Below are 22,625 nucleotides of genomic sequence, written 5' to 3'. Positions count from 1 at the left end.
GCTTCATATTTTTAAAGAACATTCCGGTTACCCGGGTGTAACTCGATGAGTTACCGCAGCGTTGCTGCGAAGTGGAGCGCTATAATAACGACTTCAATTTTTATGTCAACACTTAATTTTAATCTTTTTCTTAAGAGAAAGTTTAAAGCTAAGTTTTATTTGACTCGACATCGTTTTGATTTGCTTTTCAGCGCCTCGCCCCGTGTCAGTGGGGTCGCATTATAGGGAGATCATTTTTTTGATCAACCCCTTTTTGAAATTAATTTTAAGAAATGTGTTCAACCGCTCAAAAAGAAATCAAAACCCTGTTTTTAGTCGCTTTTTGCTAACATTTAATACAGGTTATTTGCATTTGAAGCCTAAGATCTAGTTAGATCTTAGTCTCATCACGCCTTCTTGTATGGTGGAAGCAACTAATTCACCTTGTCTATTAAAGAATTGCCCCCTTACTAGACCACGGCCACCACTCGCACTTGGACTATCGACACTATATAGCAACCATTCATCCATTCTAAATGGACGGTGGAACCACATAGCATGATCTATCGTTGCAACTTGCATATTAGGTTGCAAGAAAGAAAGTCCGTGCGACTGCAATGCCGTTGGCAAAAACTCAAAATCTGACGCATATGCTAATAAGTAGTTATGTATGCGCCTGTCATCGGGCATTGTGCCATTTGCTCTAAACCAAACATGCCTTTTAGCTTCAGTGCTTTTTGGTTTAAACGGGTTCTGAAAGTTTACCGGGCGCATTTCGATAGGCATTTCGCAGGTAAATTTATTTCTCAGTTGCTCAGGAATTAGATCCGCGTGCTCTTGGTAAAACTCAAGCGAAGACTTAAGGGTTTCTGGTGCTGGCACATCAGGCATCTCTGTTTGATGAGATAATCCCTCTTCATCCCCTTGAAAAGAAGCTGTCATATAAAAGATGGGTTTACCATATTGGATCGCGCAAACACGGCGTGTACTGAAGCTTCTCCCATCTCTGATAGTTTCAACATCATAAACAATTGGTTTGCTGGCATCGCCTGGTCGTAAAAAGTATGAATGTAAAGAATTAACATAGCGATCTGCTGGCAAGGTATACTTGGCCGCAGATAAAGCCTGTCCCATCACCTGACCACCGAAGACTTGTGGAAAGCCGAGATCTTGGCTTTGCCCTCGATAGATCCCTTGTTCAATTTCTTCTAATGAAAGAAGTGACAGTAAATTCTCTAATACCTGACTCATAACTCATTACCCTCAAACAACATAACGCTTTAATCATACTACACGTATCTGTTTATAGTGTATTTACCTTGCTCAGCTTTGTCATTTCATCAACAATATTAAAAAACACTATCTGAAGATTTTTATGGCTTATTGGTTATTCAAAACAGAACCCGATACATTTTCTATTGATGATTTGAAGAATGCACAAGAGCAAAGCACTTTTTGGGAAGGTGTAAGAAACTATCAGGCACGAAACTTTCTAAGAGATGATGTCAAATTAGGTGATCAGATCTTTATTTATCACTCCAGCTGTAAAGTTCCTGCAATTGTCGGGATCGCAGAGGTGATAGAAGAAGCACACCCTGATCCCCACCAATTCGATCCAAGCAGTGATTACTTTGATGAAAAATCTAAGCCAGACTCCCCAAAATGGTTTGGTGTCACTGTTCAGTTTAGAGAAAAGTTAAGGCCTATCTCTCTGAAACAGATTAAGGCAGATCCTAGAATTATCGACTTACCACTCAAAAAAGCTGGCCGATTGTCTATCATGCCTGTTAAAGAGGAAGAATTTTTATTATTAAAACATTACCATCATAGCGAGCAATGATAGTTGCTCGCTGTTATCTACCGTAAAACAATTACAATTTTGACGACCTCAACAAGACTATTTGATTTCTGACCACTTTACTTCTGACGGTAAAATACGCTCAGGTGAAATATAGTGAAGAATATCACCGCCTTTAATTTGATAATGCAGAGGCGGATTTAAGTCCATATTAAATGCATTCAAGTCGTGGGCAACTCCCAAAATAATTGCATCGTGCTTTTCTTTGAAGTAATGAAAGAAAGCCGAGAAAGGAAGTGCTGCAATATGCTCAGGTAACCGTACACTAAACTGAGTGTCACCATGTAAAGTTGAAAGTAATTCCTCTTGCACTCGACTCGAACCAGGATCTTGCATCGCACGCACTAAGATCTCAGCTGACTTTGTACTAGAGCACTCTACATTCTTGCAGTGAGTGCGAAGCAGACTGACTTTACTCTCATCAATAAAATGCGCACTAATATGTGCTGCTTCTTTTATTAACGGACTTATCATTAGTGCAGTGGTGAAGGTCTGATCGTCATCTTTACCATCTATGATAATTTTATCAGCTTGAGAAATCGCAATACGATCCAATTCTTTTTCATCTGTAAAACTCGTTAAATGGGCAAATTCAACTTCAGAATAGTTAGCTAGAGGGTGCTCTTCGAGATCATTAACGGCAAGAATGATTTGTCGGTCTTTTCTTTTATTATCGGCAAGTATGTAATCAACAATCTTTTTTGTTCTCTGCTCATGCCAGCCAAAAATAACAATGTGATCAGTTAAGTGTGCTAAGTTTTTGTTTCCCGTCATTGCTCTTTTTACCCAAAATGTAACTAACTGCCCGACTTTGCCAAGCAAAACACCAAATAACGCTAAGCCAAATGGAATTTGAAATAGTGCCACGACCCAACGACCCATAGGGGTTACGGCACTCATATCGCCATATCCTACCGTTGAAGTGGTAACAACATAATAATAAAAATAGGTGTTGAGCCCTAATAGCTCGGTTTCGTTTGCAGCAAGAAGCAATAACCAAGTCGCAGCTATGTGCAACACTGTTACTGCCATTAATAGCTGCCAACTAGCTTTGTCTATATGTGCTCTTAAGAGCATGGCTAGTTTTTTTAAATACAGAGGCATAGCTAAAATAATTGAATTTAATGATTTTTGTTCACAATACGCGATATCTATTTGCTTGCAAATACCACTTTAAATAAATCTAGGATAGACTTATAGATGACCTCATTTTAGGTTTATTAGATTTATGCCTCGTGTTAGGTATACTGAATTTATCTTCTTCTAAAGGATAACGACATGGCTGGTGTTTTAGCTTCTGTAGATCAAAGAACGCAACTGGTGGGTGAAAACCGACTTGAGTTGTTGTTATTTCATTTACATAGCCGCCATCTGTTTGCTTTAAATGTCTTCAAAGTAAAAGAAGTTGTAAAGCTGCCACACCTAAACATCATGCCAAACGCGCACCCGAAAGTATGTGGTGTAACTAGCATTCGTGGAGAGTCCATCCCAGTGATCGACCTTCGTAGAGCAATCAATTTGCCAGAATGTCAGCGTGATGAAGACTGCAATCTCGTTATCACTGAATACAACCGTACTGTTCAAGCTTTTCTAGTCGGTAAAGTTGACCAAATCGTCAATACCACTTGGTCGGATATTATGCCTCCACCAAGTTCTGTGGGTAAAAACCATTATCTTACTGCCTTCACAAAACTAAAGCGTGACGGCCAAGAGCACCTCGTTGAAATTATCGACGTAGAGAAGGTATTGGCTGAGATTATTAGCTACGACATACAAATATCAGACGATGTACTAGATGAATCAATCCTGCCTGAATTTCAAGGTAAGAAAATTCTTCATGCGGATGATTCACCAACTGCACGTCGCCAAGTGTCAGACACGCTTGCACAATTGGGGATTGAAATTATTCCGGCAACTGACGGGCAAGCCGCTTTGGACATTTTGAAAAAGTGGGCTGATGAAGGCAAAGACATTAATCAAGAAATACTTGCGGTGATCACCGATGCCGAAATGCCTGTGATGGACGGATACCGCTTAACTTATGAAATTAGGAATGATCCTCGCCTTAAAGATCTTTACGTTATTTTGAATACGTCTTTGAGTGGTAGCTTTAACCAAGCCATGGTTGAAAAAGTAGGTTGTAATGCGTTTCTATCTAAATTCCAGCCAGACTTATTAGTAGAAGAAGTTCAAAACCGTTTAAAAGAATACATCGGTCAGTAGACTGGTTATTTATACAGTTTAATTTATTTTCATTCTTTATATATTTCAAAAAGTTAAGTTTTTACGCATAGTAAAAATGTGTGTCTTGCTGGGAAATAGACGCTAGCCTAGGTATACTTTGCTGCATTCTGATTTGGCAAGGTAACCTAATGGACGTTTCTGATTTAATTGACGGCTTAAACGATAAACAACGCGAAGCTGTAGCTGCTCCTTTGCAGAATATGCTGGTGCTTGCTGGCGCAGGCTCAGGTAAAACGCGAGTACTTGTTCATCGTATTGCATGGTTAATGCAGGTAGAGCACGCCTCTCCTTATAGTATTTTTGCTGTGACCTTTACCAATAAAGCCGCCAAAGAAATGCGTACCCGTGTTGAAGAAACGCTCAAATCACCTGTCGGCGGCATGTGGATCGGTACTTTCCATGGTCTATCTCACCGGATCCTTCGCGCTCATCACCGTGAAGCTAACTTACCAGAAGCGTTTCAAATCTTAGACACTGACGACCAAGTACGTATGATCCGCCGTCTGTTGAAAGCAATGAATATTGATGAAAAGAAATGGCCGCCAAAACAAATCGCCTGGTATATCAGTGCTCGTAAAGATGAAGGTCAACGTCCAAAAGATATTCAAGCTTATGATGTGAACGAACAACTCATGTTACGCGTTTATACGGCTTATCAAGAAGCTTGTGACAGAGCGGGTTTAGTCGACTTTGCTGAAATCTTATTACGCTGCTTTGAGCTGTTACAACAACAGCCAACATTACTACGCCATTATCAGCAGCGGTTCCGTCATATGCTGGTAGACGAATTCCAAGATACCAACAACATTCAATATCGCTGGTTAAAACTACTTGCTGGCGGTGACAGCAATATCATGATCGTAGGCGACGATGACCAAAGCATTTACGGCTGGCGTGGCGCTAAAATTGAAAACATCAAACGCTTTTTAGATGACTTCGATGCAGAGACTATTCGCCTTGAACAAAACTATCGTTCTACGGCAACCATTCTAAAAGCATCAAACGCGCTGATTGAAAACAACGCCGAACGTATGGGCAAAAGCCTTTGGACCGATGGCAACCAAGGCGAGCCTATTTCGATTTATGCCGCCTTTAATGAGTTAGATGAAGCCCGTTTTGTGGTAGGTAAAATCAAAACTTGGCTGAATGGGGGTAATGCTTTACAAGATTGTGCCATTCTTTATCGTAACAACGCCCAGTCACGTATTCTTGAAGAGGCCATGTTACAAGAAGGCTTGAAATACCGTATTTACGGCGGTACGCGCTTCTTCGAACGCCAAGAGATCAAAGATGCTTTATGTTACCTACGCCTGATCTGTAATCGCCAAGATGATGCCGCATTTGAACGTGTAATCAACACCCCGGCACGTGGTATTGGTGACAAAACTTTGAGCCATATCCGTGACTGTGCACGCAATGAATCAATGCCATTATGGTACGCCGCAAAAGCGATTCTAGAGCAAAAGCATTTAGCAGGCAGAGCTGCAACTGCCGTCACTAAATTCGTTGAACTTATCGAGCATCTCAGCGATAAAATCGATGAGCTAGAATTAAGTGAACAAGCCAAGCAAACCATTGAAGTCTCAGGCCTTATGGCAATGTACCAAGCCGAAAAAGGCGAAAAAGGTCGCGCTCGAGTAGAAAACTTAGAAGAGTTAATCAGTGCCTGTGGTCAATATGAACCGCCTATTGATGAAGACTTTAGTTCGCCACTGCAAGGCTTTTTAGCTTATACATCACTCGAAGCCGGTGAAGGGCAAGCCGATGAGCACGAAGATGCGGTGCAAATGATGACTTTGCACTCGGCAAAAGGCCTAGAATTCCCGCTTGTATTTATGGTTGGCGTAGAAGAAGGCATGTTCCCTTCACAACAAAGCCATGAAGAGTCGGGTCGCTTAGAAGAAGAGCGCCGACTATGTTATGTCGGTATGACCCGCGCAATGGATAAACTCTATATTAGCCATGCCGAAAGCCGTCGTTTGTATGGACAAGAAAAACATCATAGTCCTTCGCGCTTCTTACGTGAAATCCCTGAAGACTGTGTAGAAGAAATTCGCATTAAAACGCAAGTTTCACGCCCAGCAAGTACAGGCCGCTTTAGTAACACCATTACTTTGGCAACCTTTGAAGATAGCGGTTACAACCTTGGTCAACGTGTTTTACATGCCAAGTTTGGTACTGGCACTGTTTTAAACTACGAAGGGAATGGCGCGCAATCGCGTATTCAAGTCAACTTTGACGATGTGGGTACGAAATGGCTTGTCACTGCTTATGCAAGACTCGAAAAAATATAATTTAGAGGCGCTATTTGAGCGCCTTACTTTTAATCAGCATCGCCAATTAGTGTTGTTTTGCGGCCCACAGAAGTGGGCTGCCACCGAGTTGAATAAACTCACAAGCAAGGCTACTTCTTTCTTAACGCTGTCAAAAGAAGCCGCTTTTAATCAAGCGCAATGGCCTGAGCATCTTCATCAAATTCTCGGTCAAGAGTTCGACGTCGCAATATACGATGGCTATTCAGGGGTTATCCCCAATAAACTGGCAGCACTCAGTGGCACAGTAAAAGCAGGCGGCATACTTGCGCTCGTATTACCTGAGCTTGCGCAATTAAATTCTTGGTGTGACGAAGGGATCACAACTTGGCAAAATCATCAGCAATCGCTAACAACAAGTCCATTTTTAGCGCGTTGGCAGCGCTTATTTGCTCAGCTACCTATCTCTATTATTTCTGAAACTAATGACACAAGGCTGTCTTTGCCAGATTTAAAACCTGCTTCAGAGCTTAACCATAGATTAGGTGAGCAAGATAAGGTTATTGAAACGCTCATTGGATTACTCACCAAATCGCAGCAACATATTTTGCTTACAGCCGATAGAGGCCGCGGTAAATCATCAGCTTTAGGTTTATTAGCGAGCAAAATGCCTGAGCAATCATTTGTGATATGTGCACGTCAATATCAAGCAGTAAAAAGTAGTTTTACCCATTTGGCAAAAGCACTAGGGGTTGAGTATTCAGGCAATGAGAAAACACTCGCTAATCTTCGCTTTTGTCCACCAGATAAGTTACTTCAAGAAAATATCAGCGATGACATCATTCTTATTGACGAAGCCGCAGCTTTACCCGTGCCTACCCTCATCAAAATAGCGGAAAAATTTAAGCGAAGTGTATTTGCATCGACTTTAGTGGGCTATGAAGGTAATGGTCGAGGCTATACGCTAAGGTTCAAACGTTTTTTAGCAAAACACTATCCCACCTATCAGCAATTGACCCTCAATGCGCCGATTAGATATGAGCAGTGTGATCCGTTAGAAAGCAGCATAAACAAACTATTCGCGCTCGACGCGGAGTTTAATGCGCCTAAGCAGCTTGAACAGTTCGAGTTCACTCATATTACATCTGAAGATTTACTTCACGATGAGCATCTACTCAGACAAGCATTTTCATTATTGGTGCTCGCTCATTACCAAACCAGCGTTAATGACCTAAGACAATTACTCGACCAACCTGAAAACAAACTCTTTGCAATCAAACAGCAAAACCATTTACTTGGTATTTGCCTGGTCAGCATTGAAGGCGTCTTAAATGCTGATAGTATCGCAATGATTGCGCAACAGAATAGGCGACCTAAAGGGCACTTACTACCTCAACAGCTTTACCACTTGCTACAACAAGATGCATTTTTGAATCATAAAGCCGCTAGAGTTGTCAGAATCGCTATCGCACCTGATTTTCAAAGCCAAAAGCTGGGTCAGCAATTATTGAATTACACCGAGCAGCAACTACAAGATGAGGTCGATTACTTTGGCAGTAGCTTTGGCTGCACCGCACAGTTATTAAAGTTCTGGCAAGAGAACAAGTATCAAATTGTAAAATTAGGCTTTAAACAAGACAAAGCCAGTGGCGAATATGCTGCACTTGTTGTTAAAACGAAAACCCTAAAAACCCAATTAGCGACATTAAAAGCGCTCTTTGACTCACAGTTTCCCTATCAGCTTCTCAGTCATTATAAGCAACTACCCTACGAACTAGTTTTATGTATATTATTATCAAGGCCAAAAATTGAAGCTTCTGAAATTCAAAAGCATTATTTACAAAGCCTGACAACTCAACCAGCTAATGTAGAGCAAGGGTTGCCACAAATTTGGCACCTAGCATTACAGAGACCCGATTTACTATGCAACCTTTCGGCTATTTCACAACGGCTAATAATTAAGCTAGTATTACAAAATAATACAAAAGAAGTAATTTTGAGTGACTTTGAGCTTCACTCTAAAAAACAATTAAACCAACAACTGCACAACTTAGTTACTGAACTTTATGTCCAAATTTAAGCTTTCAATCTTGCTTACCTTTTGTCTTTTATGGGCAGGACAGCTTATTGCATCTGGATCACAACTCGATATAAAGCTGGGTATGTCGGTGGCAATGAACGGACCAGCAAGCAAAATTGGCCAGCAGCTCGCCAAAGATTCGCAAATCTACTTTAATCAACTTAATAAAGAAGGTGGTATTCATGGCGCTCAGTTAGAATTGGAAGTAAAAGATGATGGCTATGAGCCCAATCACACAGTAAACAACACTCGCTACTTTATTTACGATAAAAAAGTCCATGCATTGTTTGGTTATATGGGTACGCCTACTACCTGAGCTATAAAGTCTATTCTTAAACATGCGCAAACACTATTATTGATGCCTTACACGGGCACAGCCTTCTTAAGAAAGCAGCCAAGCTTCAACGTTTTTAATCTAAGGGCAAGCTACTTAGACGAAGCAATAGAGCAAATTAATTATCTAGTCGATGAATTAGGACACTACCAAATAGCTTTGCTGATCCAAGCTGACGAATTTGGCATTACACTTCAAAAAAGTTTAACCACAGCTTTAAAAATTAAAGGTTCAACACCTCAGGCTATTGGTCGTTTTCGCAGAAATACCTATGAAGTCGAAAAGGCGCTTAAGCTCATAAATAAAGCGAATGCAACCGCCGTTGCAATGGTTGGTACTTTTAAACCGCTCGCACACTTTATTCATTTATCACAAAAACAAAACAAACAGTTTGTCTTTACCTGTGTCTCTTTTGCGTCAGGTGAAGACCTATTTAACGAATTAAAGTTGCCAAGTAAATTAATGATTACTGAAGTAGTGCCTAGTCCCACTAAGTGTACAGGCAAAATTTGTGAGCAATTTAGAGCTGCGATACAAGAGCATGGATTGCCCGAAACCCATGCCATTTTTGAAGGCTACTTGAATGCACTTGTATTCAACCGTGCCGCAAAGATGTGCCCACTACCCTACAATAACGCGTGTGTTTTAAAAGCACTGAATAATGTCATTAAACAAGATCCTGAATTACGTCATTTATTTAAGATCAAAGCGATGCAAAAGAATTTACCAATTTTCCGTTCATATCACACATAATTGATCTATCATTAGATCATATTACTAATCATGGTGAGGCATACATGGATTTAATTAACTTTCGTGTTGGGCAAAAAACAATTTCTTTAAAAATTTTGGATATATTGCTTACCGAGCGCTATGAAGGAAATCTAACCTCATTGCCAAATGGTAACCCTAGCTTTTTAGGGGTTAAAGATTACATGGGCACGCCAACACCGATCTTTGATTTAGGTTTGATTTTAAACAACCAATCATCTTCAGAAGTAAATCAGGAATTAGTTAAGTTGCTCCATGATCGTGAGCAAGATCAAAAAACTTGGTTAATAGCTTTGGAGCACAGCATTCGTGATGGTGCCGCTTTCACAAAAGCGCGTGACCCTCATCAAAGTGAGTTTGGTAAATGGTTTTATAGCTTTAAAACTGAGAATGAAGATTTAAAGGCGTTATTGGCCCGATTCGAAGAGCCGCATACCAAACTGCTTAACTTGTCTGGGGAGTTGCTCGACTTATGTACAAAAGGTGAAAAAGAAAAAGCGATCCAAATACTCGAAAAAGAGCGGACTACGACTTACCAGAAACTGATCCGCTTGTTTGAATCAGCCAGAGATCAGATCACGCTTGATCATAAACCTATTATTGTTTTTACAACTTTAGATGGACAAAAGCCACATATTGGTTTGTTAGTTGACCAGGTGCAAGACAATATCCATTGTGATGAGAGTGAGATTAAATCATTAAATGAAATCACTAATGTAGGCTTCGAGATTGATTCACAAACGAAGAAAATGATGAAAGGGTTAATTAAACGTGGTGAAACACATAGTGTATTGATAGACCCAAGTTCAATTTTCAGACCAGAACACTTACAAGATTATGAGCCTGAAGAGACTGAAAACTACGGCTTGTTTTAACTGCTTTAAAGGTAAAGCTTTAAAACTAAATCAACAGCTTTTGCTTTTTATAGCTACAAAAAAACCGCTCAATTGAGCGGTTTTTTTACATCTCGTAAAAGATTACTTCTTAGCTTCACGGCTCGCGCGCTTACGCTCGCTTTCAGTAAGTAGTTTCTTACGGATACGAATGCTTTCAGGTGTTACTTCTACTAGCTCGTCATCATCGATGAACTCAAGCGCTTGCTCTAGTGTCATAACGATTGGTGGCACAAGATTTTGCGCTTCATCAGTACCAGATGCACGTACGTTAGTAAGTTGCTTACCTTTCAGTGCGTTTACCGTTAGGTCGTTATCACGAGCATGAATACCGATGATCATACCTTCGTAAACTTCAACACCGTGACCGATGAATAGCTTACCACGGTCTTGTAGGTTGAATAGTGCGTTAGTTAGTGCTTTACCTGCCGCGTTTGCGATAAGTACACCGTTCTTACGCTGACCAATGTTACCGCCTTTGTGTGGGCCGTAGTGATCGAACGTGTGGTACATTAGACCAGAGCCAGATGTTAGTGTCATGAAGTCAGTTTGGAAACCGATTAGACCACGTGAAGGCATCATGAAGTCCATACGAATACGGCCTTTACCATCTGGTGCCATGTCAGTCATTTCAGCTTTACGAAGACCTAGTTGCTCCATGATCGCACCTTGGTGCTCTTCTTCAACGTCAACGGTTACTGTTTCATATGGTTCTTCTAATTGACCATCTACTTCACGAAGGATTACTTCTGGACGAGATACTGCAAGCTCGTAACCTTCACGACGCATGTTTTCAATTAAGATACCTAAGTGAAGTTCACCACGACCTGAAACACGGAAGCTATCTGGGTTATCAGTCTCTTCAACACGTAATGCTACGTTGTGAACAAGTTCAGCTTGAAGACGCTCAAGGATATTACGTGAAGTTACGAATTTACCTTCTTGGCCAGAGAACGGAGACGTATTTACAGAGAACGTCATTGTTACTGTCGGCTCATCAACAGAAAGCGCTGGAAGTGCTTCAACTGCGTTTACATCACATACAGTATCAGAGATCTTAAGTTCACCTAGACCTGTAATTGCAATGATATCGCCCGCTTGCGCTTCTTGCGCTTCGTGACGGTCAAGACCTAAGTAAGTAAGTACTTGGCCAACTTTACCGTTACGAGTTTTGCCATCAGCGCCAACAATTGTTACTTGCTGGTTTACTTTAACTGTACCACGCTTAATACGACCTACACCGATTACACCGATGTATGAGTTGTAGTCTAGCTGTGAAATCTGCATTTGGAATGCGCCTGCAGGATCTGCATCTGGCTTTTCTACTTGCTCAACGATCGCTTCAAACATTGGTTGCATGTTGTCTGAAGGCTCGTCTAGATCAAGCGTTGCCCAACCGTTAATTGCTGAAGCGTAGATAACTTGGAAATCAAGCTGCTCGTCAGTTGCACCTAAATTATCGAATAGATCGAATACTTGGTCCATTACCCAATCAGGGCGTGCGCCTGGCTTGTCGATTTTGTTGATAACAACGATTGGCTTAAGACCTAGTGCGAATGCTTTTTGCGTTACGAAACGCGTTTGCGGCATTGGACCTTCTTGCGCATCAACTAGTAGTAATACTGAGTCAACCATTGAAAGAACACGTTCTACTTCACCACCGAAGTCAGCGTGTCCCGGAGTGTCTACGATGTTGATGTGGTAATCGTTCCACTCAATCGCGGTGTTTTTAGCTAGGATGGTAATACCACGCTCTTTTTCGATGTCGTTGGAATCCATCACGCGTTCTTCATTACCGCCACGTGTTTCTAACGTGCCCGATTGCTCTAGTAGCTTATCTACTAGGGTCGTTTTACCGTGGTCAACGTGCGCGATAATCGCGATATTACGTAATTTTTCAATGCTCATGTTTATAACTCAGATAATTACTCGAAAGAGTGGGTTAATCCTATACACCTAATTGTGCAAAACAGACTAAATTTTAGCCTGCTAGAATTTTAAAGTGGCGTATTATCCCCTAATAAGCTCATAGATGAAAGTTTATGCAGCATTATTTTTTCAGCTCGCACGACTAATCGCTTATTAAAGGGTCAATTTATTATAGAAGCTAAGCTTCAATACGCCATGTAATAACAGCGCCAACACCTATTTCTTTATCCTAAAGTTACATCATGATGATGTTAGATAGATGACATTTTCATTTTCTATGTCTCAGTCTTAAATAAACCAACTTAAAGCAACTAAAAACTGGGCAAAAAAGCATCATGCACTATACTAGAGCTGCACCACCAACGTGCATTTACGGATCATTTTGGTGCACAACAAAGGTGCAAAATAAATTTAAAAAGCCAAAAAACCTTTAAATTCATTTAGATAAAAAACTGGCACAATACCCGCTTATAGCTGCGCAGTAATAACGAAAGTTATAGCAAAATAACTAACCCAACGAGTTTTGGAGGACACACATGTCTCATACAGTTTTACAATTTATCAAGGAAAACGACGTTAAGTTTGTTGACCTACGTTTCACTGACACTAAGGGTAAAGAACAACACGTTTCTATCCCTCATCACCAAGCTGACGAAGACTTCTTTGAAGATGGTAAAATGTTTGATGGTTCTTCAATCGCTGGTTGGAAAGGCATTAACGAATCTGACATGGTGCTTATGCCTGACGCAGATTCTGCAAAGCTTGACCCATTCGCAGAAGAAACAACGCTTATCGTACGTTGTGACGTAGTTGAGCCAGCTACACTTCAAGGTTACGAGCGTGACCCACGTTCAGTTGCTAAGCGCGCCGAAGAATATATGCGTTCAACAGGTATTGCAGATACTGTTCTATTCGGTCCTGAGCCAGAGTTCTTTCTATTTGACGATGTTAAGTACAAAACTGACATGTCTGGTTCTATGTATAAAATTGATGCTGAAGAAGCATGTTGGAACTCTGACAAAGATTACGAAGGCGGTAACTCAGGTCACCGTCCAGGCGTAAAAGGTGGTTACTTCCCAGTAGCACCAGTTGATTCTTCACAGGATTGGCGTTCTGCAACTTGTTTAGTTCTAGAAGAATTAGGTCAAGTTGTTGAAGCGCACCACCACGAAGTAGCTACAGCGGGTCAAAACGAAATCGCAACTCGCTTCAATACAATGGTATTGAAAGCAGACGAAATTCAAGAAATGAAATACGTTATCCACAACATGGCGCACCTATATGGTAAAACGGCAACCTTCATGCCAAAGCCAATCGTAGGCGATAACGGTTCAGGCATGCACTGTCACCAATCACTAGGTAAAGATGGCCAGAACATCTTTGCTGGTGACAAGTACGGTGGCCTTTCTGAAGAAGCGCTATACTACATCGGTGGTATCATCAAGCACGCTAAAGCAATCAACGCATTCGCTAACGCGTCTACTAACTCTTACAAACGCTTAGTACCTGGTTTCGAAGCGCCAGTTATGCTTGCATACTCTGCACGTAACCGTTCTGCATCTATCCGTATTCCAGTTGTTCCTTCTGAGAAAGCACGTCGTATCGAAGTACGTTTCCCAGATCCAACAGCTAACCCATACCTTGCATTCTCTGCAATGCTTATGGCTGGTCTTGACGGTATCAAGAACAAGATCCACCCTGGCGATGCAATGGACAAAGATTTATACGACCTACCTGCAGAAGAAGCAGCAGAAATCCCAACTGTTGCAGCTTCACTAGAAGAAGCACTTTCAGCATTAGACGCTGATCGTGAATTCCTTATCCAAGGTGGCGTATTCACTAATGATTTAATCGATGCTTACATCAAGCTTAAGTCACAAGAAGTGGAAAAACTGAACATGACAACTCACCCAGTTGAGTTTGAAATGTACTACAGTGTTTAATTGATAAGAACATGACAACTCACACCACACATGACGAGTTTGAAATGTACTACAGCGTTTAATTGCTAACTTAAGTGGTTAAATTCTAAAGTGCATGACAACTCACACTACATGTGACGAGTTCGAAATGTACTACAACGTTTAATTGCTAACTTAAGTAGTTAAATTTTAAAGACCATGGCTAAGTTACTCACTGAGAAATAATTTAGAAATGGTCTATAGCGTGTAACTGGCACGCACCTAAATCATATGTGTTCTCAAGCCCGCGAAAGCGGGCTTTTTTGTGGTAAAGCAACTGATAAGCAACTAAAGTATTTGTTGAGATATGTGGCATGGGTTAGAGCTAAATAATGAATTGGACATTAACTGGGATATGCATTGCAGCAATGCTATTTAACACATTTGCTGAAGCAAAGATTTATCGTTGGAAAGATAAAAATGGAAACTGGGTGTATTCTGACAAACCTAAAAAAGGGTCACAAAAAGTAAAACTCAACGCCCCTATGGTCATGCCCAGCACCAATACAGATATTCTTCAATCGAATCAAAACACTAAACCTATTGCTTATCAAGCCAGCATTTCTTCACCTAGCCATGAGCAAACTATTAGAGAGAACACAGGTACTGTGTATGTAACTGGGCAAGTCACACCTAGTTTTCATAAAGGTTTTATGGTGCAACTTTTTCATAACGGAAATGCTGTGGGTCCTAAGCAATCTACAACTTCTTTTGTGCTGAAGTCTTTATCTCGCGGAGAACATAAACTTAAAATGGCAGTATATAACCCTCAGGGTAAAGCCATAGCAACAAGCCCTGAGAGTACCTTCTTCCTTCATAAAGCCAGTGTCGCTAATCGTTGATGCCAGCGCCAAGTAGACGTATGATAAATCGCACCAACTTGGTGCACAACAGAGAAAACTGACCCACAATGGCACAATCACTTACTTCTTTTGCTGAAAATGTCTGGCAAAACTTATCAACCTGTATCTTAGTCATTGATGATACTTACACGATTCAATTTGCCAATAATTCATGTAGTGAGTTATTTGGTTTAGGACTAAAGCGTCTTTTAAAGCAGCCTTTACTGAGTATTTTTAATCATCATCATATTGACCTAGAAAAGCTCTCTCAATATGTCTTAGATGAAGGCGTTGATTGCCAGCAGCACAGAGTAGACGTGGTTTTCATAGATAATCGCTCTGCCACATTAAATATTTATAGCCGTAAAATAGTGCATCAACACCAAGCCTATATCTTACTGGAATGTCGAAAAATTGATGACGAGGTTAAGTTTGATCAAGCCTCCAAACAAATGCACCAACATCATGCAGCAAGAACGCTCATCCGTGGTTTAGCTCACGAAATAAAAAATCCTTTGGGGGGCATACGTGGTGCGGCGCAATTATTGCAGTACGAAACATGCCAGCAAGAGCGAGAGCAATGTGCGCAACTCATCATCGAGCAAGCTGACAGATTAACTGAATTGGTAGATAAATTATTAGGGCCTAATCAACTCCCAAATAAAACCTCGTGCAATATCCACCAATTGTTAGAATCTGTGATCAAACTCAGTAGTTTTGAGCTTGGTGATCATATCAGTTTAAGAAAGGACTATGATCCTAGCATTCCTGATGTTGTGATTGATCAAGCTAAAATTCAGCAGGTGATATTAAACATTGTTCGTAATGCACAACAGGCGCTCAAGCAAGGTGGAGAAATAAAATTAAAAACCCGATTTAAACATCGTGTTCGACAGGGTGATCATGTCGTCAAGAAGGCACTGTTAATCCAGATCAGTGACAATGGTCCAGGTATCGACGAAAAACTCAAAGATACTTTATTTTATCCTATGGTAACGAACAAAGATGGTGGTTCAGGCCTAGGGCTCTCTATCGCGCAAACCTTAATAGAACAACATGGTGGCAGTATTGAATGTGACAGCTGGCCGGGTCATACCGAGTTCAATATATATTTGCCATTTACAGCATAACCATCGGGGATTAACGAATGAAATCAGTTTGGCTAGTAGACGACGATGCATCAATCAGGTTCGTTTTAGATAAAGCGCTTTCAAGAGCTGGCTTTACCACAGAAAGTTTTACCAACGGCCAAGATGTACTTACCGCGCTAGAATATAATCAACCTGCAGTATTAGTTTCTGATGTGCGAATGCCGGGAATGGATGGTATGGCGCTACTCGAACAAATTCACACTGATCACCCTAATCTGCCAGTGATCATTATGACCGCGCATTCAGATTTAGACTCGGCAGTTAATGCATTTCAAAAAGGCGCATTTGAATACCTTGCAAAACCATTTGATTTAAACGAAGCGACAAAATTAGTAGAGCGGGCTTACGAAACACAACAGCAGAACCGCAAAACCAAAACGCCCCCTACAGCGCCACAAAATAGCCCTGATATTATTGGTGAAGCACCAGCAATGCAGGAAGTGTTTCGAGCCATAGGTAAGCTGTCAGCATCGAGTATGAGTGTGCTTATAAATGGAGAGTCAGGCACAGGTAAAGAATTAGTCGCAGGCGCACTGCATAACCATAGCCCTCGTAAAAACAATACATTTATTGCGCTAAACATGGCGGCTATTCCAAAAGATCTCGTTGAATCAGAGTTATTTGGTCATGAAAAAGGCGCATTCACCGGTGCTGATAGTATACGTCGTGGCCGTTTCGAACAAGCAGATGGCGGCACGCTATTTCTAGATGAAATTGGAGATATGCCGCTCGATGTACAAACCCGTTTACTTCGCGTTTTAGCCGATGGAGAGTTTTATCGAGTGGGTGGTCATCAAAGTATTAAAGTCGATGTAAGGATCATTGCTGCAACGCACCAAGACCTCGAAACCTTAGTACAGAAAGGTCAATTTAGAGAAGACTTATTTCACCGCTTGAATGTCGTCCGTTTAAAGATTCCGGCATTGCGAGATCGCCCAGAAGACATTGAGCGCTTAGCCGTTCACTTCCTAGCCAAAAGTGCAAAAGATCTTCAAGTTGAAAGTAAAACCCTTTCCGCTGGAGCCATTAAAGTTATGCAACTCTATCACTGGCCAGGGAATGTGCGTCAACTTGAAAATACCTGTCGATGGCTGACCGTGATGGCGCCAGGTGAGATGGTCGGTGAAATTGACTTGCCCGAGGAACTTCAACACTCAGAAGTCACTACTGAAGCCCAAGGTGATTGGCTTGATGCCTTTCAAGTTTGGCTAAATCAAGAGCTTAAGAACGGCAAAGAAAATATCTGGCCAGCTGTTCAAGCCCAGCTCGAAACACGCTTAATAAAAACCGCCTTAAATGCTTGCCACGGACATAAACAAGATGCTGCGCTACGGATTGGTTGGGGACGTAATACATTGACCCGAAAATTAAAAGAGCGCAATATTCAGGATAGTTAAAACTATTCTGAATATTATCTATGAAGTTACTAGAACATGTACCGCTGATTAAACAGCTAGAAATAATCAATCGCCTGCCTTTTTTTAGTGACTTCACTTTAGCTGAAAGACAAGTATTGCTTGAGTCTTTCAGCCATTTATATCTCGTCCAAAAAGACAAGCATGCCTTCAAGCACTTCGATAAAGATAACCGTTTATTTATTATTCTAAGCGGTGAGCTCGCTATATTTAAAAAAGAAGAACTCAGTCAGCTCGGCAAGGTCGGTCCGGGTGAATTCATAGGTGAAGGCGCATTTATTTGTAAACGTGAACACAGTACCAATGCCAAAGCATTCAGCGACAGTATTTTACTGACCATTACACCAGAAGCATTAACTCGCCTACCAAGTGTGATCAGAGAAAAAATTAAAGATAGAATTATTGAAGGTATGGGCCAGCGAATCGCAAAGCTAAATAATTATATTGAAGAAAATATTTAGCCTATTTTTCATACATTAATATATTTCATTTTACTTCTAGTGTAATTGCAGCGATTATTTTTCACTCAAACAAGCTGACTTTAATTAAGGAAAATAATATGAAGTTGCAATTAAACAAAAAGAAAATGAAAAGCCTGTCAAAAAACAGCAGCGATTTACCACAAGCTGTTACCCCAAAAGTAGCCGGAGGTTGGGATCCTAATTGGACACAGCCTGCTTGGCGTTGTATGAGCTACTTAGGTTGCGTTAGCAATAAAGATTACTGCTAAGACTACCGTTAGAAATAAAAAAGGCACTTATTAGCGCCTTTTTTATTCAAGCAAAATTAGCGATTCAGTAACGCTTCAAACGCACTGAATAATTTTTCTAGCTCTTCAATGGTGTTGTAGTGCATACAACCAATACGAACAACACCCCCTTTATCCATTACACCAAGCTGCTCACATAAGCCTTGCGCATAGAAGTTACCATCCCACACACACATATGTTGCTTGCCTAAGAATTCAGACACCTCACGCGGTGCTAAGCCTTCAAATGTTAAGGCAAAAGTTGGCGTACGTTCAGCAAGGCGAGATTCATCTGTAATACCGTATAAACGGATCTGAGGAAAATCAGCTAGTCGCTTTAAGAAATAGGCACTCAGTGCCATTTCATGTTCTTTGGTGTTTGCAAATGCCTGAGCTAGACGCTCACGACGTGGTGTGCTTTCTGGTAAATCACTTAGACTAGCTATGTAATCAATGGCAGCAATAACACCCGCTAAACCTTCAAAGCTTTGCGTGCCAGTTTCCCAACGACCTGGGATCACATCTTTTGCAGGTTCCACTTTGTATGGCGTAAAACCTTCTAAATGTTCACGCTTACCATAAACAATCCCTACGTGCGGGCCAAAGAACTTGTAAGCCGAGCAAGCTAAGAAGTCACAATTAAGCGCTTGTACATCGATAAGCTCATGAGGCGCATAGTGAACCGCATCCACATACACTAACGCACCAACTTGGTGCGCAAGCTCTACGATCTGTTTAATGTCGTTAATAGAACCCGTGGTGTTCGATGCGTATGTCACAGCAACTAGCTTAGTCTTCTCATTCAACAGTGACTTGTAGTGTGCTAAATCAAGTGTGCAATCTGCTTCGTTGATTTTTACAGCCTTTACACGTGCGCCTTTATCTTCGGCAGCCTGACGCCAAGAAGACACATTTGAGAAGTGATCAGCATTGGTCACTATCACTTCATCACCTGCTTGCCAATTACGTGATACTGCACGGCTAAAGCTAAATGTTAGGCTAGTCATATTCGCGCCGAACACAATTTGCTCTTTGCTCGGTGCGTTTAATAAATCTGCTACAGCCTGACGCGCATCATTCATCAAGTCGACCGTTTTATCGCTTGAGAAAAATGCTCCACCTAAGTTTGAGTTGTAGTAACCCAAATAAGCCGACATAGCACTGAGTACCGATTGAGGTACTTGAGAGCCACCCGGACCATCTAAGAAGATAGGGGATTGACCATTCACCTGCTGCATAAGTGCAGGGAACTGACGACGCAATTTTTGTAGTTCCATTTCGGCCTCTATGCTGTGAATACGAAACAGTCTAAATAGCCTACTTCATCGGCATTTAGCTTATTCATCGGTGTTGCGTTGTGCCAAACTTCGCGGTCATTTACAAGTGCAAACAAACCGTCTTTAATTTCCATCTTGAAGCAAGGCTCAGCTTCTTTGTGTTCATATACTAGCAGCTCACCGCCTGCAATATTTTCATGCGATACGCCACATACACACACATGATCAAAACCATCTTGGTGAACACCTTCAGGTGCCGGTGGGGTGTCACTTTCAATCGCTAACATTCTGAACTGATGAACTTCAATGTCACGGCTCTCTTCAATGCCTGTCATCGCTCTGAATTCAGTCAGTAAGTGCTTAAATGCATCGCTATTAATTAAATCGGTTTCTAAATTCTCATAAACGCGCTCAATGTTACCCTGAAAGTTGTTAATTGAGTCGTCTTGAACAAACGCTTTAGTTGGTTGAAGGCTTACTTCATTATCAACAAACTTCAATACTGAATAACGACGTTTACGGAAAGCACCGTCTGCATATGGGTTATCAGGTAGATGATCAAAGAATGGTTTTACACCATCAATATGAGGCTGTTGAATAAAACGTAATTGAAGCAAATTCTGGTTGTTTACTGCGGTCATGTTGCTCTCGTTTATGATTATAGAATTGGCGCAGATCTTAATCTATTTCGAGCAGTTAATTGATTTAAATTACACACACAAACATCAATAATTACATTGATAATGCATTTTATAAATTTATAAGGCTAAATTTTCTAATTTTGAAAAGACTAAAAATTTTTCAACCAAACTGGTCAGTCCAGAGTAAAAATAGTTCAGTTTAAGCGATAAGCGATAAGCGATAAGCGATAAGCGATAAGCGATAAGCGATAAGCGATAAGCGATAAGCGATAAGCGAAATTAATTATTAATCACTTTGGAAGTCAAATAAGAATTAATATAAAGGAACACGACAAAACTGACGAAAGTTAAAAATTATACTTGAACCAAAAAACTAATCAGATAAGGGGATTTGATAAAAAGATTTTTAAGGTAAGAAAGTTGGTTGCGGGAGCCGGATTTGAACCGACGACCTTCGTGAATTATAAGAGAGAGCCCGACAAAACTGACGAAAGTTAACAATTATACTTGAACCAAAAACTAATCTGATAAGGGGATTTGATAAAAAGATTTTTAAGGTAAGAAAGTTGGTTGCGGGAACAGGGTTTGAACCGATGACCTTTGTGAATAATAAGAGAGCCCAACAAAACAGACGAAAGTTAAAAATTATATTTGAAGCAAAAAACTAATCTAATAAAGGGGATTTGATAAATAGATTTTTAAGATAAGAAAGTTGGTTGCGGGAGCCGGATTTGAACCGACGACCTTCGGGTTATGAGCCCGACGAGCTACCAGGCTGCTCCATCCCGCGTCAGATGGTTTGCATAAAGCAAACGAGCCCTAGAGTCTTGAATTCACTCTAGAAGAATTGGTTGCGGGAGCCGGATTTGAACCGACGACCTTCGGGTTATGAGCCCGACGAGCTACCAGGCTGCTCCATCCCGCGTCCGAATGGTTTGCATAAGCAAACGAGCCTTAGAGGTTTTAATTCTCTCTAAAAGAATTGGTTGCGGGAGCCGGATTTGAACCGACGACCTTCGGGTTATGAGCCCGACGAGCTACCAGGCTGCTCCATCCCGCGCCTGTAACATTAAAATAAATTGAATTATTTTAATGAGTTTTGAAAGGTCTCCCTTTCAAGAGGTCGCTATAATAATGGATTAAATTTTTATTGCAAGGCATAAAACACGAAATCGCATTCAAATGGATAAAAATAAAACAAAAGTCTAGCAAAGTACCGAAAAAGCTAGCATTACCTGCTAGCTTTTGAACAGTTAACGACAATCCCAAAGACCTGATAAACACTCCCAAGTTACCCAGCCACCTGCAATTTGCTGTGTTTGAGCTTTATCTAAGCTTTTGCTGTCTTTGTTTAATTTCTTTAACTTCTTACAATTAAGTTTTAGTTTCATCATCTTCTCCTTGTTTGAAACACTTTCAAGATAACAATGAAACAAAAAACATACAAATCAATTTATTACTCTTTGATGCGGTGTGATCAACTTCTGGAACTGCCAATCAGGATGACCCATCACGATAAAGTCAGGATTTTCTGTGGTTTCACGCTGATTATAAGTTAAAGGGTTAAACTCAGAATCAGTGATACAGCCACCGGCTTCTTCTACAATTACTTGTGAAGCCCCTGTATCCCACTCGCCTGTTGGGCCAATTCGTAAAAAACAATCGGCTTTGCCTTCAGCGATGATACACGCTTTAAGTGAACATGAGCCAAGCGCAACGGTATCAAATTGGCTATTTAAGTATTGGCTGACCGCTTCGAGTTTTTGTCTACGACTCACCGCTAAGGTTAAGTGTTCAGGCGAAGCAACGCTAATTTGCTGTTGCTCTTCACCTACTCTTTTAAATGCTCCAAAGCCTGCATAAGCAAAATATGTGGTATTTTTAGCCGGCCAAAATATGACTCCCAGCACAGGCTTATTGTTTTCTATCAGTGCAATATTTACCGCAAAATCACCACTTTGCAAAATAAACTCACCCGTGCCATCCATAGGATCTAACAACCAATATCTTTTCCATTGACGTCGCTCCGCTAAAGTTGGAATGGGGGTCTCTTCAGATATAATTGGAATATCGGGCGCTATGGCTTGTAAGCCAGCCATCAACACTTCGTTGGAGGCCAAGTCCGCTTTGGTGACTGGTGTATGGTCAGATTTTTCTTGTTGACCTATATCATCTTGTTTGTAGATATCCATAATGGCTTGCCCTGCTTTTTGGGCAAGCTCAATACAAGGCTCTAATAATGACTGCATA

18 protein-coding genes, 3 tRNA genes and 1 pseudogene are annotated in these 22,625 nt (G+C 41.0%); 12 read left to right on the top strand and 10 right to left on the bottom strand.

Annotated features, from left to right (window positions below; translation table 11 throughout):
- Positions 1-366: 366 nt before the first annotated feature.
- Positions 367-1,230, bottom strand: a complete 864-nt coding sequence (tesB, locus tag CWB72_RS09620; RefSeq protein WP_138630951.1) for an acyl-CoA thioesterase II — start codon at positions 1,228-1,230, stop codon at positions 367-369.
- Positions 1,231-1,354: 124 nt separating this feature from the next.
- On the opposite strand from tesB, the gene CWB72_RS09615 reads away from it, so the two are divergent.
- The gene (locus CWB72_RS09615) at positions 1,355-1,819 is read left to right on the top strand and encodes an EVE domain-containing protein (RefSeq protein WP_138630949.1); all 465 of its coding nucleotides are present in this window, start codon (positions 1,355-1,357) and stop codon (positions 1,817-1,819) included.
- A gap of 57 nt (positions 1,820-1,876) precedes the next feature.
- Here the strand turns inward: CWB72_RS09615 and CWB72_RS09610 are convergent, their stop codons facing one another.
- Positions 1,877-2,941, bottom strand: coding sequence for a potassium channel family protein (locus CWB72_RS09610; protein ID WP_138630947.1), 1,065 nt, complete (start codon positions 2,939-2,941; stop codon positions 1,877-1,879).
- A gap of 174 nt (positions 2,942-3,115) precedes the next feature.
- Here CWB72_RS09610 and CWB72_RS09605 point away from each other — a divergent pair, with 174 nt between their 5' ends.
- From CWB72_RS09605 to CWB72_RS09580, 5 genes and pseudogenes are all read left to right on the top strand, one after another.
- Positions 3,116-4,060, top strand: a complete 945-nt coding sequence (locus CWB72_RS09605; protein WP_138630945.1) for a chemotaxis protein CheV — start codon at positions 3,116-3,118, stop codon at positions 4,058-4,060.
- A 149-nt stretch (positions 4,061-4,209) separates the two neighbouring features.
- Positions 4,210-6,375, top strand: a complete 2,166-nt coding sequence (gene uvrD, locus CWB72_RS09600; RefSeq protein ID WP_138630943.1) for a DNA helicase II — start codon at positions 4,210-4,212, stop codon at positions 6,373-6,375.
- Complete coding sequence (locus CWB72_RS09595; protein ID WP_171037263.1) at positions 6,353-8,413, top strand: GNAT family N-acetyltransferase; 2,061 nt, start codon at positions 6,353-6,355, stop codon at positions 8,411-8,413. The genes uvrD and CWB72_RS09595 overlap by 23 nt, the downstream gene beginning before the upstream one ends.
- Positions 8,400-9,500: pseudogene (locus CWB72_RS09585) on the top strand (ABC transporter substrate-binding protein). The gene CWB72_RS09595 and the pseudogene CWB72_RS09585 overlap by 14 nt, the downstream one beginning before the upstream one ends.
- Before the next feature lie 44 nt (positions 9,501-9,544).
- Positions 9,545-10,393, top strand: a complete 849-nt coding sequence (locus CWB72_RS09580) for a chemotaxis protein (RefSeq protein WP_138630935.1) — start codon at positions 9,545-9,547, stop codon at positions 10,391-10,393.
- A 102-nt stretch (positions 10,394-10,495) separates the two neighbouring features.
- On the opposite strand, the gene typA is transcribed toward CWB72_RS09580, so the two are convergent.
- Positions 10,496-12,319: a translational GTPase TypA gene (gene typA / locus CWB72_RS09575; protein ID WP_138630933.1), complete on the bottom strand. Its 1,824-nt coding sequence runs from the start codon at positions 12,317-12,319 to the stop codon at positions 10,496-10,498.
- Between the two features lie 557 nt (positions 12,320-12,876).
- Here typA and glnA point away from each other — a divergent pair.
- The 6 genes from glnA to CWB72_RS20545 all read left to right on the top strand — a co-directional run bounded on the left by glnA (position 12,877) and on the right by CWB72_RS20545 (position 18,439).
- A complete protein-coding gene (gene glnA / locus CWB72_RS09570) occupies positions 12,877-14,283 on the top strand; it encodes a glutamate--ammonia ligase (RefSeq protein ID WP_130257334.1) in 1,407 nt (468 codons plus the stop codon).
- Positions 14,284-14,633: 350 nt separating this feature from the next.
- Complete coding sequence (locus tag CWB72_RS09565) at positions 14,634-15,143, top strand: DUF4124 domain-containing protein (RefSeq protein WP_130256170.1); 510 nt, start codon at positions 14,634-14,636, stop codon at positions 15,141-15,143.
- 68 nt (positions 15,144-15,211) lie between these two features.
- Entirely contained in the window at positions 15,212-16,273 is a 1,062-nt protein-coding gene (gene glnL, locus CWB72_RS09560; RefSeq protein WP_138569078.1) for a nitrogen regulation protein NR(II), read from the top strand.
- Between the two features lie 17 nt (positions 16,274-16,290).
- The gene (gene ntrC / locus CWB72_RS09555; RefSeq protein ID WP_138630931.1) at positions 16,291-17,691 is read left to right on the top strand and encodes a nitrogen regulation protein NR(I); all 1,401 of its coding nucleotides are present in this window, start codon (positions 16,291-16,293) and stop codon (positions 17,689-17,691) included.
- Between the two features lie 20 nt (positions 17,692-17,711).
- Positions 17,712-18,170, top strand: coding sequence for a cyclic nucleotide-binding domain-containing protein (locus CWB72_RS09550; protein ID WP_138630929.1), 459 nt, complete (start codon positions 17,712-17,714; stop codon positions 18,168-18,170).
- A 98-nt stretch (positions 18,171-18,268) separates the two neighbouring features.
- The gene (locus CWB72_RS20545; RefSeq protein ID WP_171037261.1) at positions 18,269-18,439 is read left to right on the top strand and encodes a hypothetical protein; all 171 of its coding nucleotides are present in this window, start codon (positions 18,269-18,271) and stop codon (positions 18,437-18,439) included.
- A gap of 56 nt (positions 18,440-18,495) precedes the next feature.
- On the opposite strand, the gene CWB72_RS09545 is transcribed toward CWB72_RS20545, so the two are convergent.
- The 7 genes from CWB72_RS09545 to cysQ all read right to left on the bottom strand — a co-directional run bounded on the left by CWB72_RS09545 (position 18,496) and on the right by cysQ (position 22,624).
- A complete protein-coding gene (locus tag CWB72_RS09545) occupies positions 18,496-19,734 on the bottom strand; it encodes a cysteine desulfurase-like protein (RefSeq protein WP_138630927.1) in 1,239 nt (412 codons plus the stop codon).
- A gap of 8 nt (positions 19,735-19,742) precedes the next feature.
- Positions 19,743-20,375 (bottom strand): 2OG-Fe dioxygenase family protein, encoded by a 633-nt coding sequence (locus tag CWB72_RS09540; protein WP_138630925.1) that lies wholly within the window; start codon positions 20,373-20,375, stop codon positions 19,743-19,745.
- Positions 20,376-21,088: 713 nt separating this feature from the next.
- Positions 21,089-21,165: transfer RNA gene (locus CWB72_RS09535), tRNA-Met, on the bottom strand.
- A gap of 58 nt (positions 21,166-21,223) precedes the next feature.
- Positions 21,224-21,300 (bottom strand) — tRNA-Met (locus CWB72_RS09530).
- A 58-nt stretch (positions 21,301-21,358) separates the two neighbouring features.
- Positions 21,359-21,435, bottom strand: a tRNA-Met gene (locus tag CWB72_RS09525).
- Between the two features lie 193 nt (positions 21,436-21,628).
- Positions 21,629-21,766: a hypothetical protein gene (locus CWB72_RS20540; protein WP_171037260.1), complete on the bottom strand. Its 138-nt coding sequence runs from the start codon at positions 21,764-21,766 to the stop codon at positions 21,629-21,631.
- Positions 21,767-21,823: 57 nt separating this feature from the next.
- Positions 21,824-22,624 (bottom strand): 3'(2'),5'-bisphosphate nucleotidase CysQ, encoded by an 801-nt coding sequence (cysQ, locus tag CWB72_RS09520; RefSeq protein WP_138569164.1) that lies wholly within the window; start codon positions 22,622-22,624, stop codon positions 21,824-21,826.
- Between the last annotated feature and the right edge of the window lies 1 nt (position 22,625).

It is taken from the genome of Pseudoalteromonas phenolica (genome assembly GCF_005886345.1).
Classification (GTDB): Bacteria; Pseudomonadota; Gammaproteobacteria; order Enterobacterales; family Alteromonadaceae; genus Pseudoalteromonas; species Pseudoalteromonas phenolica_A.
This window is presented reverse-complemented; position numbering and strand designations above follow the sequence as displayed.